Origin of the sequence: Micromonospora chersina, assembly GCF_900091475.1 — a bacterium.
GTDB classification, from domain to species: domain Bacteria; phylum Actinomycetota; class Actinomycetes; order Mycobacteriales; family Micromonosporaceae; genus Micromonospora; species Micromonospora chersina.
In genome coordinates, this window is the sequence record NZ_FMIB01000002.1 from 5855724 (window position 1) to 5872107 (window position 16384).

14 protein-coding genes and 1 riboswitch are annotated in these 16384 nt (G+C 75.1%); of the genes, 5 read left to right on the top strand and 9 right to left on the bottom strand.

What is annotated here, in order from left to right; genetic code table 11:
* Positions 1–30 precede the first annotated feature (30 nt).
* Complete coding sequence (locus tag GA0070603_RS27335; protein ID WP_091319572.1) at positions 31–2919, top strand: winged helix-turn-helix domain-containing protein; 2889 nt, start codon at positions 31–33, stop codon at positions 2917–2919.
* Between the two features lie 12 nt (positions 2920–2931).
* Here GA0070603_RS27335 and GA0070603_RS27340 read toward each other — a convergent pair whose 3' ends face one another.
* Together GA0070603_RS27340 and GA0070603_RS27345 are read right to left on the bottom strand one after the other, a co-directional pair.
* Complete coding sequence (locus GA0070603_RS27340) at positions 2932–3483, bottom strand: DsbA family protein (protein WP_091319575.1); 552 nt, start codon at positions 3481–3483, stop codon at positions 2932–2934.
* A 59-nt stretch (positions 3484–3542) separates the two neighbouring features.
* Positions 3543–4220: a BON domain-containing protein gene (locus tag GA0070603_RS27345; protein ID WP_091319580.1), complete on the bottom strand. Its 678-nt coding sequence runs from the start codon at positions 4218–4220 to the stop codon at positions 3543–3545.
* A gap of 175 nt (positions 4221–4395) precedes the next feature.
* On the opposite strand from GA0070603_RS27345, the gene GA0070603_RS27350 reads away from it, so the two are divergent.
* Complete coding sequence (locus GA0070603_RS27350) at positions 4396–7110, top strand: cellulose-binding domain-containing protein (RefSeq protein WP_091319584.1); 2715 nt, start codon at positions 4396–4398, stop codon at positions 7108–7110.
* Positions 7111–7174: 64 nt separating this feature from the next.
* Here the strand turns inward: GA0070603_RS27350 and GA0070603_RS27355 are convergent, their stop codons facing one another.
* Positions 7175–7579 (bottom strand): hypothetical protein, encoded by a 405-nt coding sequence (locus GA0070603_RS27355; protein WP_091319588.1) that lies wholly within the window; start codon positions 7577–7579, stop codon positions 7175–7177.
* 427 nt (positions 7580–8006) lie between these two features.
* On the opposite strand from GA0070603_RS27355, the gene GA0070603_RS27360 reads away from it, so the two are divergent.
* Together GA0070603_RS27360 and GA0070603_RS27365 are read left to right on the top strand one after the other, a co-directional pair.
* Positions 8007–8366: an STAS domain-containing protein gene (locus GA0070603_RS27360; protein ID WP_091319593.1), complete on the top strand. Its 360-nt coding sequence runs from the start codon at positions 8007–8009 to the stop codon at positions 8364–8366.
* Between the two features lie 104 nt (positions 8367–8470).
* Positions 8471–8923, top strand: a complete 453-nt coding sequence (locus tag GA0070603_RS27365) for an SRPBCC family protein (protein ID WP_091319597.1) — start codon at positions 8471–8473, stop codon at positions 8921–8923.
* A gap of 1 nt (position 8924) precedes the next feature.
* On the opposite strand, the gene GA0070603_RS27370 is transcribed toward GA0070603_RS27365, so the two are convergent.
* From GA0070603_RS27370 to GA0070603_RS27390, 5 genes are all read right to left on the bottom strand, one after another.
* The gene (locus tag GA0070603_RS27370) at positions 8925–9434 is read right to left on the bottom strand and encodes a hypothetical protein (RefSeq protein ID WP_091319600.1); all 510 of its coding nucleotides are present in this window, start codon (positions 9432–9434) and stop codon (positions 8925–8927) included.
* 97 nt (positions 9435–9531) lie between these two features.
* The gene (locus tag GA0070603_RS27375; RefSeq protein ID WP_091319603.1) at positions 9532–10599 is read right to left on the bottom strand and encodes a coiled-coil domain-containing protein; all 1068 of its coding nucleotides are present in this window, start codon (positions 10597–10599) and stop codon (positions 9532–9534) included.
* 5 nt (positions 10600–10604) lie between these two features.
* A riboswitch (cyclic di-AMP (ydaO/yuaA leader) is annotated at positions 10605–10735 on the bottom strand.
* A 143-nt stretch (positions 10736–10878) separates the two neighbouring features.
* Positions 10879–11793 (bottom strand): cation diffusion facilitator family transporter, encoded by a 915-nt coding sequence (locus tag GA0070603_RS27380; RefSeq protein WP_091322348.1) that lies wholly within the window; start codon positions 11791–11793, stop codon positions 10879–10881.
* A 90-nt stretch (positions 11794–11883) separates the two neighbouring features.
* Positions 11884–13998: a HelD family protein gene (locus GA0070603_RS27385; RefSeq protein WP_091319606.1), complete on the bottom strand. Its 2115-nt coding sequence runs from the start codon at positions 13996–13998 to the stop codon at positions 11884–11886.
* A gap of 109 nt (positions 13999–14107) precedes the next feature.
* Positions 14108–15049 carry an alpha/beta fold hydrolase gene (locus GA0070603_RS27390; RefSeq protein WP_091319610.1) on the bottom strand — a complete coding sequence of 314 codons (942 nt, stop codon included), beginning with the start codon at positions 15047–15049 and terminating at the stop codon, positions 14108–14110.
* A gap of 152 nt (positions 15050–15201) precedes the next feature.
* Between GA0070603_RS27390 and GA0070603_RS27395 the strand changes: the two genes are divergently transcribed.
* Complete coding sequence (locus GA0070603_RS27395; protein ID WP_091319613.1) at positions 15202–15813, top strand: carbonic anhydrase; 612 nt, start codon at positions 15202–15204, stop codon at positions 15811–15813.
* 65 nt (positions 15814–15878) lie between these two features.
* Here the strand turns inward: GA0070603_RS27395 and GA0070603_RS27400 are convergent, their stop codons facing one another.
* Complete coding sequence (locus GA0070603_RS27400) at positions 15879–16208, bottom strand: hypothetical protein (RefSeq protein WP_091319617.1); 330 nt, start codon at positions 16206–16208, stop codon at positions 15879–15881.
* Between the last annotated feature and the right edge of the window lie 176 nt (positions 16209–16384).

Consider the following 16384-nt stretch of genomic DNA (forward strand, 5'->3'; position numbering starts at 1 on the left):
CTGCCCGCACCGACCCGGGGGAGGGGCCGCATGCCGGATGAGGCTGACCGCGTCGAGGTCACCGCGTCGCCGACCGACGTCACCACGGCGACCGACGTGACGCCGGGCTGGGGCGGGTCGGCGGGAGGACTCGGGGTGGTGGGCCCGCCGCTGCTGGCGTCCCGGCTCTCGCCCGCCGCGCTGCCCGAGCCGGTGCTGGTCCGGCCCCGGCTGCTGGACCGGCTCGACCGGGGCGCCGCCGGGCCGGTCACCCTGGTGCTCGCGCCGGCCGGCTGGGGCAAGACGACACTGCTCGCCGGCTGGGCCCGGGCCGTGTCGGGCGAGCCGCCGCCGGCCTGGGTGACGGTGGAGGCGGGGGACACCGGGGAGCGGCTGTGGGCGTACCTGGCGGCGGCGCTGCGGGCGGCCGCCGACGGGGTGCCGGGCGAGGGACCGCAGCCGCCGCTGCCGGACGGGCCGCCCCGGCCGGACCAGCTCGAACTGCTCGCCGCCGCGCTCGCCGCCCGGGAACGCCCGGTGCTGCTGGTCCTGGACGACCTGCACCGGGTGACCGACCCGGCCGCGCTGGCCGGGCTGGAGTTCCTGCTCCGGCACACCGAGGGGCGGCTGCGGGTGGTGGCCGGCGCGCGGACCGACCCGCCGCTGGCCCTGCACCGGTGGCGGCTGGCCGGGGAGCTGACCGAGATCGGCCCGGCGGAGCTGGCGTTCACCGCCGACGAGGTGGCCGACCTGCTGGTCGCGCACGGGGTGCCGCTGCCGGCCGAGGCGGTGCCGCGCCTGGCCGACCGGACCGGGGGCTGGCCCGCCGGCCTGCGCTTCGCCGCGCTGGCGCTGCGCGCCCAGGCGGACCCGGCCCGCGCGGTCGACCGCTTCACCGGCGACCAGCCGGACGTCGCCGGTTACCTGCGTGACGAGGTGCTCGCGCCGCTGGACCCGGCCGCCCGGGACGTGCTGCGCCGCAGCGCGGTGGCCGCCGCGGTCTGCGCCGACCTGGCCGACGCGGTGACCGGGCGGCCGGACGCCGGTCAGGTGCTGGCCGACCTGGCCCGGGACGGCGGCTTCGTCCAGCGGGACGGGAGCAGCCCGCCCTGGTACCGGTGCCAGCCGCTGCTGGCCGACCTGCTCCGCGACGAGCTGGACCGGCTCCCCGCCGACGAACTGGGCGAGCTGCACCGGCGGGCCGCCGGCTGGTACGCGGGCCACGACCGGCCGGCCGAGGCGCTGCGGCACGCGCTGGCCGCCGGCGAGTGGGACACCGCCACCGAACTGCTGATCGCCCGCTGGCCCGAGCTGGCGCCGTACGAGCGGGACCGGCCGGCAGCCCCCGCCCCACCCGAGCCGCCGGCCGAGGCGGTGCGCCGGGATCCCGAGCTGGCGCTGGCCGGCGCGGCCGAACGGGCGTACGCGGGGGACGCCGAGGCGGCCGCGGGACAGCTGCGGCGGGCCGTCGAGCACGCCCGCGACCTGCCCGCCCCGCGCCGGGACCGGTTCCGGCGGCTGGCCGTCGCGGTCGAGCTGACCCTGGCCCGGCTCGCCGGGGACCACGACGAGGTACGCCGTGCCGCCGGGCGACTGCTCGCCACCGGCGCCCCGGACGGCCCGGTCGACGACCCGCGGGCCGGTGCGGCGGAGGACGCCGACGTGCGGGCGGTCGCCGGCACCGCGCTCGGGCTGGTGGCGCTGGCCGAGGGGGACCTGTCCGAGGCCGCCGCGCGCTTCGCCGAGGCGCTCGCGGGGGCGCGACGGGCGGTCCGGCCGCGTACCGAACTGGTCTGCGCCAGCCGCCTGGCGCTGCTGGACGCCGCGCGCGGGGCGCTGCGGAACGCCGAACGGCACGCCCGGGAGGCCCTGGCCCTGCCGTCCTGCCAGGGCTGGTCGTCCCGGTTGGACTGCGGGTACGCGTACCTGGCGCTGGCCCTGGTGGCGTGGGACCGCGACGAGCCGGCGGAGGCCGCCGCGCACCTGACCCTGGCCGGGCCGGCGACGGCGGAGCCGGGCGCGGCGGCGCTGGCGGCGCTCTGCCGGGCCGGGCTGCTGGCGGCCGGCGGGGAGCCGGCGGCGGCGCTGCGCGCCCTCGTGGCGGCGCGGGAGACGGCACCCGGCCCGGAGCTGGGCGCCCGGCTGACCGCCGACGAGGCCGAGCTGCGCACCGCCGTGGGCGACGTGGACAGGGCCCGGGCCGTACTCGTCGACGCGGGAGCCGGCGCGACGGACGCCGCGACCGCGGCCGATCCGTCACCCACGACGGGCGCCGTGGCCGGAGCCGGTTTGTCGCGCGCGCCGGGCTCGGGGTGGGCCGGCCCGGAGCAGGGTGGGGCAGGCGGTGCACAGGCCGCCCTGGACGTGGCGCTCGCCCGGGTGCGGCTGCGGTCCGGTGACCCGCGCGAGGCCGGGCGGGCGCTGCCCGACTGGACCGGCCCGGACGCGGCGGCCTGGCCGCTGTCCGTGCGGCTCTCCGCCGGGGTGCTCGACGCGGTACTGACCGGCGCGGGCGGTGACGACCGCCGGGCCGGGCGGATCCTGGAGCAGGTGCTGGACCTGGCCGAGCCGGAGGGCTACCGGCGGGTCTTCACCCGCGCCGAGCCGGCGGTCCGCGACCTGCTCGCCGCGCACCTGGACTCCGGCACGGCGCACTGGCCCACGGTGAGCGACCTGGTCCGCGGGGCCGACGAGCGCCGTGCCGACGAGCCGCCGGAGCGCCCGGCCGGACCGGAGCGGGCCCTGGACGAGCCGCTGACCGAGCGGGAGCTGACCATCCTGCGCTACCTGCAGAGCATCCTGTCCAACGTGGAGATCGCCAGCGAGCTGTCGCTGTCGGTCAACACGGTGAAGACCCACGTGCGCAACATCTACCGCAAGCTGGACGCGACCCGCCGGCGGGAGGCCGTCCGGCGGGCGCGGGAGCTCCGGCTGATCTGACCGGGCCCGGGGTCAGGGGTTCGCGGCGGCGTCCACGGCGGCCAGCAGGTCGGCCAGGTCGTAGCCGCCGTCGTGGCGCACCTCGTTGACGAAGAGCGTCGGGGTCCCGTCGACCCCGCTGCGGATGCCGCCGACGAAGTCCTGCCGGACCCGATCGGCGTGGGCCTGGCGCCCCACCTCCGCGCCGACCTCGTCGGGTGGCAGCCCGAGCTGCTCGACCCCGAGCGACAGGTGCACGGGGTCGAGCTGGTCCTGGTGCTCGTAGAGCCAGTCGTGCATCTCCCAGAACCGTCCGCGCCGGCCGGCCGCCTCGGCGGCCTCGGCCGCGCTCTCCGCGTACGGGTGGACGTTGGCGATGGGGAAGTGCCGGTAGACCAGCCGGACCGTGTCGACGCGTTGGCGCAGCACCTCGGCCAGGTTGGCGTACGCGGCGCCGCAGAACCGGCACTGGAAGTCGCCGTACTCGACGAGGGTCACCGGCGCGTCGGCCGGCCCGCGGGCGTGGTCCGCCGCGGTCACGGGGACGTGCAGGCGGGCGGTGGTGACCTGGAGAGGCGTGGTCATGGTTCCCACCCTCGCCCACGACGGGGTGAGCCGGGATCACCCGGCCCGGGTGGTCCGGCTCACTGCCCCACGGTCACGTGGTTGTGCACCTCCCGGATGCCGGGCGCGTTCCACACCACCCGCTCGATCTCCGCGCGCTCCGGCGCCGAGTGGACCAGCCCTTCCAGCAGCACCGTGTCGCCGTGCACCCGGACGCTGATCCCCTCCGCCTCGGTGGCGGCGTTGCGGGCCAGCGCGTCCACGATCCGCTCGGCCAGGTCGCGCCCGTCGGCGCGGGCGCTCGGCCGCACCGTGATGCCGTTGCTCACCCCGCGTACGCCGGTGAGCCGGGCGACCGAGCGTTCGGCGGCACGGCGCTGGTACTCCCACTCGACCTCGCCGTGCAGGGTGACCCAGCCGTCGGCGACTGTCACGTCGAGGGCCTCGATCGGCACGAACGCGTCCCACTCCAGCGCGCGGCTGGCCGCCGTGGCGATCTCCGGGTCGCTCTTCTCGGCGGAGGTGGCGATCCGGACGGCGACGTCGTTGGCGACCGCCCGGACGCGGGGCACGCGGTGGGCGGCCCGCTCGGCGGCCCACTTCTTGGCGTAGCTGTCCACCGAGCCGCTCAGCGTCACCACGCCCTCGGTGACGGTCACCCCGATCTCGTTGGGCCGCACCCGGGGCTCCCAGGTCAGTTCGTCGAGGACGGCGGTCTGGATCTCCTGGTCGGTACGGGTGGTCGTGGCGGTGGCCATGCTGGCTCCCTCCGGGTCGGTTCACGGTTCGCCGGGCTCCGCCGCCGGCACGGAGTCCCGCAACTCCGATCCTGCGCGCACCCCGGGTGACCCGCCCTCACCCGATCCGGGCGGCAACCGCTTGGGAGCGCTTCCATCATCGGTTAATGTGAATGTCTCACCGAGAGGACCCACCATGCGTAGAAGTCTCGCCGGCGTGGCCGCCGCGGCACTGGCCGCCACCGCGGCGGCCGTCGTCGTGCAGTTCGCCGCCGCCCCCGCCACCCCGGCCGCCGCCGCCTCGGCCGAGCCGTACAGCTGGAAGAACGTCCGGATCGACGGCGGTGGCTTCGTCCCCGGCATCATCTTCAACCAGACCGAGAAGAACCTGATCTACGCGCGCACCGACATCGGCGGGGCGTACCGCTGGGAGCAGTCGACCCAGTCGTGGACGCCGCTGCTGGACTGGGTGGGCGCCGACCGGTGGGGCTGGAACGGCGTGGTCAGCCTCGCCACCGACCCGGTGCAGACCAACCGGGTGTACGCCGCGGTCGGCATGTACACAAACGACTGGGACCCGAACAACGGGGCGATCCTGCGCTCCACCGACAAGGGCGCCACCTGGCAGGCCACCGCCCTGCCGTTCAAGAACGGCGGCAACATGCCCGGCCGCGGCATGGGGGAGCGCCTCGCCGTGGACCCGAACCGGAACAGCGTCCTCTACTACGGCGCCGAGGGCGGCAACGGCCTGTGGCGCAGCACCGACTACGGGGTCACCTGGGCCAGGGTGACCAACTTCCCCAACGTCGGCAACTACCGGGCCGACCCGAACGACAGCTCCGGCTACCAGAGCCAGAACCAGGGTCTGACCTGGGTGAGCTTCGACAAGAGCACGGGTACGCCCGGCGCCGCCACGAAGACGATCTACGTGGGCGTGGCCGACAGGCAGAACCCGGTCTACCGGAGCACCGACGGCGGCGCCACCTGGGAGCGGATCCCCGGCCAGCCCACCGGCTACCTGGCCCACAAGGGCGTGGTGGACCCGGTCGGCGGCTACCTCTACATCGCCACCAGCGACACCGGCGGCCCGTACGACGGCGGCAAGGGCGACGTGTGGAAGTTCAACCGGGCCACCGGCGCCTGGACGCAGATCAGCCCGGTCCCGTCGTCCAGCGCCGACGCCTACTTCGGCTACTCCGGGCTGACCATCGACCGGCAGCGCCCGAACACCCTCATGGTGGCCACCCAGGTCTCCTGGTGGCCGGACGCCATCTTCTGGCGCAGCACCGACGGGGGCGCGACCTGGACCCGGATCTGGGACTTCGCCAGCTACCCCACCCGCACGAAGAAGTACACCATGGACATCTCCTCGGTGCCCTGGCTGACCTTCGGCACGAACCCGGCGCCGCCCGAGGAGAGCCCGAAGCTGGGCTGGATGAACGAGTCGCTGGAGATCGACCCGTTCGACAGCAACCGGATGATGTACGGCACCGGCGCGACGATCTACGGCACCACCGAGCTGACGAAGTGGGACACCGGCGGCCAGTTCACCGTCAAGCCGATGGTCGAGGGGCTGGAGGAGACCGCGGTCCTCGACCTGGTCAGCCCACCCTCGGGCGCCACGCTGGTCAGCGCGCTCGGTGACATCGGCGGCTTCCGCCACACCGACCTCACCGCGGTGCCGCCGATGATGTTCACCCAGCCGACCTTCACCAGCACCACCAGCCTCGACTACGCGGAGGCCAAGCCGGCGGTGCTGGTCCGGGCCGGCAACTTCACCGACGCGGACCGCCCCAACGACAGCCACGTCGCGTTCTCCACCGACGGCGGGGCGAACTGGTTCCAGGGCAGCGAGCCGTCCGGGATCAACAGCGGCGGCACGGTGGCCGCCTCCGCCGACGGCAGCCAGTTCGTCTGGGCGCCGGGCGACGCCGGCCAGCCGGTGGTCCGCTCGGTCGGCTTCGGCACCTCGTGGACCGCCGCGGCCGGTATCCCGGCGAACGCGGTCGTCGAGTCCGACCGGGTCAACCCGAACACGTTCTACGGCGTCAGCGGCGGGCGGTTCCACGTGAGCACCAACGGCGGCGCGAGCTTCACCGCCACCGCGGCGAGCGGCCTGCCCACCACCGGGGTCAAGGTCAAGGCCGTGCCCGGCCGCGAGGGCGACGTCTGGCTGGCCGGCGAGGGCGGACTGTGGCACTCGACCGACTCCGGCGCGAGCTTCACGAAGCTGGCCGGCGTCACCTCGACGGTCAACGTGGGCTTCGGCAAGGCCGCCCCGGGCCAGACGTACCCCGCGCTGTTCACGGTGGGCACCGTCGACGGCAGGCAGGGTGTGTACCGCTCGGACAACGCCGGCGCGGCCTGGGTGCGGATCAACGACGACCAGCACCAGTACGGCAACGCCGGCGAGGCGCTCACCGGCGACCCGCGGGTCTACGGCCGGGTCTACCTGGGCACCAACGGCCGGGGCATCCTGGTGGCCGACCGGCTCGGCGGCACGCCCGGCCCGACGCCCACCTCGGCCAGCCCGTCGCCGACCTCGCCCAGCCCGTCGCCGACCTCGCCCAGCCCGTCGCCCACGTCCCCGGACCCGTCGCCGACCGGCAGCGGCTGCGCGGCGACCTACGCGGTGACGAACTCCTGGCCGGGCGGCTTCCAGGGCGAGGTGACGGTGCGCAACTCCGGCACCGCCCCGATCGCCGGGTGGACCGTGTCCTGGACCTTCCCCGACGGCCAGAAGATCACCCAGCTCTGGAACGGGTCGTACACCCAGAGCGGGTCGGCCGTGACAGTCCGGGACGCCGGCTGGAACGGCAACCTGGGTGTCGGAGCGGTCACCACGGCCGGCTTCACCGGCACGTACACCGGCGGCAACCGCGCGCCGACGGTCTCCTGCACCGCCCGCTGACCGCACCGCCCACACACGACGGTGGCCGCCCCCGACGCCGGGGGCGGCCACCGTCGCGTCCGGCTCAGCCGTCGAGGCCGGCGGGGGAGTTGGGGCGGTCGACGTCGACGAACTCGATCTCGTCGACGTCCCGCTCGCGGCTGCCGGCCGCCCGCGCGGCGGTGCCGGCGGCCCAGCCGATCGCCGCGCCGGCGAGCGCCGCGGCGATCAGCAGCGTCCAGGGCAGCGCCGGCCGGCGGCCGGCGAGCGCGTCGAAGGCGAGGCTGGCCCGGCGGCGGGCCTCCTCGGCGGCGGAGCCGACCAGGTCGGTGGCGTCGTCGGCGAAGCCGGAGGAGTTGCGGCGGGCCGAGCGGGCGGCGTCCCGCACACTGCCGCCGGCGGAGCCGGCGGCGGCGAGCAGGTGCTGCCAGGCCTGGTCGGCGACCCGCTCGGGCTTGCTGCGGCGGTCCAGCAGGGTGGATCCGAACATGGGTGTTACCTCCTCGGGGTGCCGAAGTCCGGTGGCCGGTGCGGACTCCGGGTGTCGTCCGGCGCGTGACGGTTCGCTCCCCGTGCCCAGTGCCCCGACCCGTCCCGGCGCAAACCACCCCGGCGGGGCGCGTCGGCGCGGCACCGGACAGACCACCCGGACGCGCCGGGGGTCGGGTGCCACCGGGACGTGCGGCGGCCCGCTACCCTGGGTCGGCGGATCGGCCGGGCCCGCCCCGGTCGATCGACCGATGGGACCCGCGCCGCGGGGACGATCGGAGCCCGAAGGTCCGGATCAGGGTGCCCAGGTGTGCCCAGTCCGCGAATTGCTCATCCCGAGGGGTGGCGACCGAGGCCGTCGGAGGAATACTCTCGGTCGCGGCCCGCGTACTGATGAGGCGCCCAGATGGGCGAGTGGAGGTGCTCGCGTGAGCCTGTCGATCGTGAAGTCGGTGCTGCCGGGTGGTGTGGTCCAGATCGCCCCGCGGGGCGAGATCGACGTCGACACCGCGTACGAGGTGCGGGAAGCGATCGCCGAGGTGCTCGCCAAGGGCCGTCCCTCCCGGATCGAGCTCAACATGCGGCTCGTCACCTTCATCGACTCGGTCGGCATCAGCGCCATGGTCGCCGGTTTCCAGACCTGCGAGGTGAGCGGCGTCAAGCTGGTGGTCACCGAGCCGAGCCGGTTCGTGCACCGGCAGCTCTGGGTGACCGGCCTGCTCGGCCTCTTCGGCGCGCCCGAGCCCTGGTTCGCCGACAGCACCCGTGAGGTGCTCCCCGGCGCCTGAACGGCGCCCACCCCTCCGCTGGTCGACAGGGTCTTCCGACCCGTTGCCAGCCCGGCTCCGGTACGGGACGATCGTGCGGATCCACGACGGCGAGGGGGTACGGCTTGCTCAGCAGCGACAGCTTCAGCTACACCGTGCAGGCCCGTTGCACCCGGGCGGACGCGGTGGCCCTTCTCGGTGACCTGAGCCGGCAGGGCGAGCTGCATCCGCTGATCGTGCGGGTCCGCCAACTGCCGCCCCGCCCGGGCGCGCTGGCCAGCTACGCGATCACCGACCGGCTGGAGCTCGGCCCGCTGCACTTCCCGGTCACCTACCAGGCCGACGTGCTGATCGCCAACGAGGACGAGGTGGTCACCGTGGCCCGGCAGCAGCCGGCCACCACGGTGCGCAACCACACCCGGCTGCGTGACGAGCCCGACGGGGTGGTGCGGATCGACGTGGAGATCACCCTCTCCGCCCCCGCGCCGCTGTTCGGGTACGCCTTCCGGCAGGCCCGGGCGGCCCACCTCGGCCTGGCGAGCCGGCTCGGCGCCACCCTGGAGGGGCGGGCGGCCTGACTCAGCCGCGCCGCCCGGCCGCCGCCGGCCGCCGGGCCGCCGGGCGGGCCGGCCGCAGCCGCCCCCACGGCTTGTACGTGGACAGCACCGTGACGACGAGCAGCAGCGTGCTGGAGACGGTCGGCGCGACCACCAGGTCGACGCGAAGGTGGGTGTCGGCCGCCCCGGCCAGTTCGCCGAGGTGCCGGACCCGCGGGGTGAGCAGGAGCAGCACCAGCGTGAGCACCACTGTCGTGACGGCGAACTTCACCAGCACCCAGCGCCAGCGCAGCAGACCCCACGGGGTGAGCAGCGCGCTGGCCAGCCCGACCAGCCAGACCACCACGCTCAGCGGGGCGAACAGCCAGGTGACCAGCAGCGCGGCCGCCGGGTAGACCACCTCGGGGTCGGCCCCGCGCAGCCCGGCCACGCCGAGGGTGAGCAGCACCAGGTCGGCGCCGAGCCAGCCCACCGAGGTGACCACGTGCAGGGTGAGCAGGGCCTTGCGTCCGGCGGGGGAGAGTCGAGTCATGCCCCCGATGCTCGGCCGTCGCGGGCGCCACGTCGTGGGCCGCGCGGCGACACCCGGCGTACGTCGTGGGGCGTAGGCCGGGTGCCGCCGGGGCGGGTCAGTACACCGACAGGTGCACGTGGTTGGTGTGGTCGCTGGACGGGTCGCCGTTACCGCCGCTGTACGCCTTCCAGCCGCTGCTGGGCAGCCAGATCTGCTTGTACCAGATCACGTACAGCACGGCGAGGGCGTCGGCGTTGCGGATGAAGTAGGCGGCCAGGTTGTTGCCGTACGTCTTGTCGCCGCCGCTGGCCACGCCGCCGAAGCCGTCCGTCTGCGCGGCGAAGTCGCAGGCCCGCCCCTTCGGGTGCTCGCCCGAGCCGCTGGGCCGGTAGCAGGAGACGTACCGGGTGAAGCCGGCCGCCTTGGCCTGCTGGAGCGCGTGCAGCGTACGCGGGGTGATGCAGCCGTCGGCGGGCGTCGGGTCGTTGACGCTGCACGACTCGGGCGGCCAGGAGCCGTCGGCGTTGCGCGGGGCCGGCTTCGCGTTCGCCGAGGAGGTGCCCTGCACGCTGCCGCCGCCGCTGCTGGACGCGCGGTCGTTGGCCACCTCCAGGGCGCGTTCGGCCTGCTGCTTGCGCTTGGCCATCACGGCGACCTGCTTGCGCTGCTCCTGGATCTCGCCGGTGAGCGCGGCCTGCGTGCGGGTGGCCTCGTCCCGGGTCTCGATGAGGTCGCGCAGCGCCCGGTCCTCGTGCGCGGCCACCTGCTCCAGCGCCGCCGCGCGGTCCATGAAGCCCTCCGGGCTGCTGCTGCCGAGCAGCGCCGCGGCCGTGCCCATCCGCCCGGCCCGGTACGCCACCCCGGCGATCTCGCCGACCTTGGCGTCGCGCACGGTCAACTCGGCGTTGACCGTCTTGAGTTGGGCGGTGAGCTGTTGCTGCCGGGTCACCGAGCGGTTCAACGCGGCCCGCGCCTCCAGCCAGCCCTTGCTGGCCGCGTCGAGTTGGGCGCGCAGCGCCGGGGTGCCGCCCTCGTCGTCGCCGGGTGCGGCGGCGAGCAGGCCGGTAGCCGGGGACGCCGAGGCGGGGGAGACCGGCGCGGCCACGACGCCGAGGGTGAGCGTCGCGATGAGCAGGGCCGCCAACCGGGCGGCCGTCCGTCGTACAGGTGCCACTGGGGGCATTCACGTGTCCTTCCGTCAACCGCCGACCGGGTTAGCTGACGGGTTCGGGACGGAAGATCCCTACCGCTGACGCGGATGCACCCCACGAACGTGGTTCCCCGGCTCGCCCCTGCGGGCGATTAGGCGACGGCCGCCGCAGGCGCCGGTGGGCGCCGCCCGGCGGTGGCCGCGGTCGAGCCTACCGGCGTTGCTCCGGGCCGGCTTCGCAGGTGGGAGCCGGTGGCCCGGTCAAAACCGGCACAAGTGCACAATAGCCACTTGGATTTAAGATTGCCCTAATTACCACTCGACCGCACCGCAGGCCCCCGGCGACGCTCCGGGTTCGATCTGCAACGTGGCGTGATCGATCGAGAAGTCCTCGTGCAGGGCGGTGCGGGCCGCGGCCAGCACGTCGCCCACCTCGGCGCCGGGGACCATGGTGAGGTGCGCCGAGGCCACCTCCATGCCCGAGGTGAGCGTCCAGACGTGCAGGTCGTGCACCTCGGCGACGCCGGGCACGGCGGCCAGGCGATCGTGCACGGCGGTCACCTGGAGGTGCTCCGGGGCGGCCTGGACCAGGATGCGGACGGCGGCGCGGCCGAGCCGCCAGGTGCGGGGGAGGATGAACAGCCCGATCGCCACGGCGACCAGCGGGTCGGCCCACCACCAGTCGGTGAGCGCGATGACCACGGCGGCGCCGATCACCCCGAGCGAGCCGAGCAGGTCGCCCAGCACCTCCAGGTACGCCCCGCGCAGGTTGATGCTCTCCTCGGCGCCGGCGCGCAGCAGCGCGAACGCGGCGATGTTGGCGAGCAGGCCGAGCACCGCCACGGCGAGCATCGGCCCGGCCAGCACCTCCGGCGGCTCGCCGAACCGGCGTACCGCCTCGATCAGGACGTAGACCGCCACGGCGCCCAGCAGCACCGCGTTGGCCAGCGCGGCGAGCACCTCCAGCCGGTAGAGCCCGAAGGTGCGCTGCGGATCGGTGTCGGCGCGCCGGGTGGCGCTGATCGCGGCGAGGGCCATGCCGATGCCGAGGACGTCGGTGAACATGTGCCCGGCGTCGGAGAGCAGGGCCAGCGAGCCGGTGGCGAACGCGGCCACCGCCTCGACCGCCATCAGGGCGGTGAGCAGCCCGAACGCGGCCCAGAGGCGACCACGGTGACGGTGCGCGGCGTTGGCCACCGCGCCGCTGTGGTCATGACCTGCGCCCACGCCCACACCCTCCGTCCGTCGCCCCGGCCGAGCTCAATCTATGCTCACATCGCTATATGTGCAAGTGAACGTCGGGGCGGGCAGCCGTCGTCAGCCGACCGGGTCGAGCGTGGTGAGGCGCTGGGTGGCCCGGGAGAGCGCCACGTAGAGGGTGCGCACGCCCGACCCCGGATCGGCCCGGATCTCGCTCGGTGCGACAAGCACCACCCCGTCGTACTCCATGCCCTTGGCCTGGAGGCTGGTCACCACCTGGAGCCGGCCGCCGAGGTCGCCCACCCAGCCGGCCACCTCGTCCCGGCGCGGCACCGGCGTGATCACGCCCACCGTGCCCTCGACCTCCGCCAGCAGCGCGCGGGCCGCCGCCGCGGTGGCGGCGGGCAGCTCGGCGGCGGGCACGGTCCGCTCGACCGGCGCGACGCCGGTGGACCGGACCGCGGTGGGCAGCGGCAGGTCCGGGTGGACGCGGCGGATCTCCGCGGCCGCCACCGCGAAGATCTCCGCCGAGTTGCGGTAGTTGGTGGTCAGCTCGTAGCGGTACCGGCGGCGCCGGCCCAGCGCCTGGTCCCGCGCCCGGGCGAGCTCCTGCGCGTCGCCGGTCCAGGCGGTCTGCGCCGGGTCGCCCACCACCGTCCAGGAGGCCAGCCGGCCGCGCCGGCCGATCATCCGCCACTGCATCGGGGAGACGTCCTGCGACTCGTCGACCACCACGTGCGCGTAGTCGCGGTAGTCCTCCGGGCGCTCCCGGGCGGCGGCCCGGGCGGCCCGCTGCCGGTCGGCGGCCGTGCTCAGCTCGCGGACGCCGCCGGCCAGCTGGAACGGGTCCCGCTTCGGCCTCGCCCGCTGCACCGGCTTGCCGAGCAGCGCGTCCAGCTCGTCCAGCAGCGCCACGTCCGCGATGGTGAGCCCCTCGGCGGCCAGGCTCCGGTACGCCTGCGTCAACAGCCGGATCTCGGCCCCCGACAGGACGCCGCCGGCGTACCGGCGCAGCCGCTCCGGGCGGGCCAGCCAGTCCAGCACGTGCCGCGGGTGCAGCCGGGGCCACCAGGCCTTGAGGAACTCGCGGAACTCCGGCCGCTCGATGATCTCGTCCTCGAACGCGGGCTGCTCCGGCAGCCGGCCGATCCGCAGCGTGCGGGCCTGCGCCCACAACGCCGCGAGCACGGCGTCGAAGGCCGCCCGGCGCACCTCGTTGCGGCGCGCGCCCCGGGACAGCGTCCGGTCCCGGATCGCGTCCAGCTCGGCCCGCTCCAGCCGGAGCAGCTCGCCCCGGTAGAGCAGGCGCAGCTCGGTGGGGGAGTCGGGCACCGCGTCCCGGACCGCGCGCTCCAGCACCCGGCGCATCCGCAGCGACCCCTTCACGGCCGCCACCTCGGGCGGGTCGGTGCGGGTCGCCGACAGGCCGGGGAAGAGCGAGCCCAGCGAGTGCAGGGTGGCGGTCTCCTCACCGAGCGAGGGAAGCACCGAGGCGATGTACTGGACGAACACGCTCGACGGGCCGACCACCAGGATGCCGCCCCCGGCGTACCGGGCCCGGTCGGAGTAGAGCAGGTACGCGGCCCGGTGCAGGGCCACCGCCGTCTTGCCGGTGCCCGGGCCGCCGGAGACGATCGTGACGCCGTTGCCGGGGGAGCGGATCGCCTCGTCCTGCTCCCGCTGGATGGTGCTCACGATGTCCCGCATGCCGTGCCCGGTGGCCCGGGAGAGGGTGGCCAGCAGCGCGCCGTCGCCGACCACCGCCATGTCCGGCGGCGCCGACTCCGGGTCCAGCAGGTCGTCCTCGATCCGGGTGACCCGCTCCGCCGACGACTGGATCGTGCGCCGCCGCACCACGCCGCGCGGCTCGGCCGGGGTGGCCTGGTAGAACGCGGCGGCGGCCGGCGCCCGCCAGTCCACCACCAGGGTCTCGGCGTTCTCGCCGCGCACCCCGAGCCGGCCCACGTGCAGCACCTGCCCGGTGCGCAGGTCCAGCCGCCCGAAGACCAGACCCTCGTGCTCGGCGTCCAGCACGTGGCGGCGCTGCGCCGCGTGGAAGACCATGGCGTCACGTTCGACAAGCGCCCCGAAGTTGCCGACCCGGGCCAGCCGGTAGCCCTCCCGCTCGGCGTCGGCGGCCGACCGACGCAGTTCGGCCAGCCGGGCGTACACCCGGTCGAGATGCCGTTGTTCGACGGCCATCTCCCGTTCCAGGGTGGTCTGGTCGCTCAACGCGGGGGCTCCTGTGGTCAGACGGCGGGCTGAATGAGGGTACGGGCCGCCGACCCGGCCGCTGTCGGGGCCATGCCGTTGCCCGCTGCCCGCCGCTGCGGGTTGCCCGTTATCCGGACGTTCCCACCCGTTGCCCGGACGTTCCCGCGTCCGTTCCCGTCAGCACCTGGTCCAGCACCCCGGCGACGGCCGCGTTCACGTCGTCGGGGCGTTCCATCATGAGCATGTGGCCGGCGCCGGGGCAGACGGTCAGCTCGGTGGTGGGCAGCGCCGCGGCGATGGACTCGGCGCACGGCGGCGGGGTGAGCCGGTCCCGGTCGCCGACCAGCGCGGCGGCCGGCAGCCGGCCCAGCGCCGCGAGGGTGTCCAGCCGGTGCTGGGCCCCGATCGAGGCGCGGAAACCGCCTATCGAGCGCAGCGAGGCGTGCGCCACCGCCGACGTGACAAGCCGGATGTCGGCCGGGTCGCAGCGGTCGCCGAACAGCATCCACCGGATGCTCGGGCGCAGCGCGCGAAGCAGCGCGTGCGGCGGGCGCCAGGCGCCGCAGCGGGCCAGCACCCCGGCGCCGGTCGTCTCGGCGAGCCGGATCAGCCGGGTGATGCGGGGCGAGAGCCCGTAGGCGGTGTGGGTGTGCCCCTCGGCCGTCGTCGAGACGAAGACCAGGCCGGCGGTGCGGCCGGCGAAGTGCTCGGGGTGGCGGTGGGCGTACTCCATCACGGTCATCCCGCCCATCGAGTGCCCGACCAGCACGATCCGCCCGGACGGGACGACCTGGTCGACCACGGCCGCCAGGTCGTCGCCGAGCTGGGCCAGGGTGGCGGTGCGCAGCGCCATGCAGCTCGACCGGCCGTGCCCGCGGGCGTCGTAGGTCACCACCCGGACCCGCTCGCCGAAGCGGTCGCGCAGGTCGGCGAGCTGACGGTGCCAGCTCCGTCCGTCCAGCGTCCAGCCGTGCAGCAGGATCGCGGTGACCTCGGCGTCGACCGGCCCGGTCGCCGCCACGTGCAGGCGTACGCCGTCGGGTAGCCGCACCTCCAGGTGCTCCGGCATGAGTCCACCTCCCCCGGGCCGACCGGTGTCTGTCGCACCGGAGTGACCCGGCGGTAACACCGGCGTACCCGTCATGACAACACGGCAACCGGGGTGGTGAGAAGATTCCCAACCCGGCTTCGTGACGTCGGATCGGTGACCAGGCTGGAGGCATGCCGCCCACCCCCGCCGCCCGGACGCCCCGGGCCGCCCTGGCCGAGCTGCTCGCCGGCAACCGGCGCTTCGTCAGCGGGCAACCGGTGCACGGCCACGACGTCACCGCCGCCGCCGCGGTGGCCTCCGGCGACCAGCAGCCGTACGCGGTGCTGCTGGGCTGCATCGACTCGCGGGTGCCGCTGGAGGCGATCTTCGACCAGACGTTCGGCTCGATCTGCGTGATCCGCACCGGCGCGCACGTGCTCGACCGGGCCGTCTGCGGCTCGATCGAGTACGTGGTGGGGCAGCTCGGCGTACGCCTGGTGATGGTGCTCGGGCACGAGCGCTGCGGGGCGGTGGGCTCGGCGGTCGAGGCGCTGCGCAGCGGGCGGCTGCCGGAGGGCTCGCTGGGCTACGTGGTGGACCGGATCGCGCCGGCGGTCCACGAGGTGGGCGCGGACGACCCGGACGCACACCCCCTCGCCATCCGCCGGCACGTCCGGCGCACGGTGGCCACCCTGCGCGCCGACGACCTCCTGGCCGATCCCGTCAGCGCCGGGGAGGTCGCCGTGGTCGGCGCCCTCTACGACCTGGCCACCGGTGAGGTGGCCCTGCTGCCGGAGGAGTGAACAGACAGAAACCGCCCGCCGGGGTGACCCCGGCGGGCGGTTCGTGGTGTCGCGGGTGAGGGCGCTCAGCCCTCGAAGACGCCGGCCTCGACGAGACGCTTCTCGGTCTTGTCCCAGCCGTGCTCCGGGTGGGAGGCGGCCAGCGCGTTGATCTCGGCGCGCAGCTTGGCGGCGTGGCCGGCGGCGGCCAGCACCCGCAGCTCCTCGACGAAGGCCTCGGAGTCGGTGCGCAGGTGCGCGGTCTTGCCGTTGGTCAGGTTGCGCACGTAGGCGTGCTTGCCGCCGTTGAGCGGGATCAGGTACTTGAACTCGCCCAGCACGCTGAGGGCGCCACCCTGGCCAGCCTGGCCGGCCCGGACTGACGCGCGCGCGGTCTTAGAGGTGTTGCTCGCCACGGAGGTACTCCTTGCAGACGTACGGGAGGACGAAAACGTCCGGGGGCTGATGTGCGGTTTGACGCCCGGGGTGAGCGTCAGCCCGCGAAGACGTGCGGCGGCACAGAACCGCCCAGAGAACTGTACACGACCTCGACGCCTGGCTGGTCGTCGCGCCGTCAGGGAGCACAACCGGG